The sequence below is a fragment of the Streptomyces sp. AC555_RSS877 genome (genome assembly GCF_019049245.1).
Lineage (GTDB): Bacteria > Actinomycetota > Actinomycetes > Streptomycetales > Streptomycetaceae > Streptomyces.
Map to the genome: position 1 here is coordinate 1 of NZ_JAGMUK010000215.1, position 251 is coordinate 251.

The window sequence follows — 251 nt, forward strand, 5'->3', positions numbered from 1 at the left end:
TCCTGATGCGCGTACGCCTGCAGACCTGTTTCCCGCACCCGCTGCAGCAAGTGGGTGAACGACGGATCACCGGAGAGGTCCGTACGCACCACCAGCGTGTTCACGAAGCAGCCGACCAGATCATCCAGCGCCTCATCCGTCCGCCCGGCAATCGCCGACCCGATCGGGATATCCGTCCCCGCACCCAGCCGATGCAACGTCACCGCGAGCGCCGCCTGCAGCACCATGAACACCGTCACGCCCTCAGCACG

General features: G+C 66.1%; 1 protein-coding gene. It reads right to left on the bottom strand.

Annotated features, from left to right (window positions below; genetic code table 11):
- Positions 1 to 251 (bottom strand): condensation domain-containing protein (locus KUM49_RS42520; RefSeq protein WP_217242300.1); only part of this gene is annotated, 251 nt, incomplete at both ends.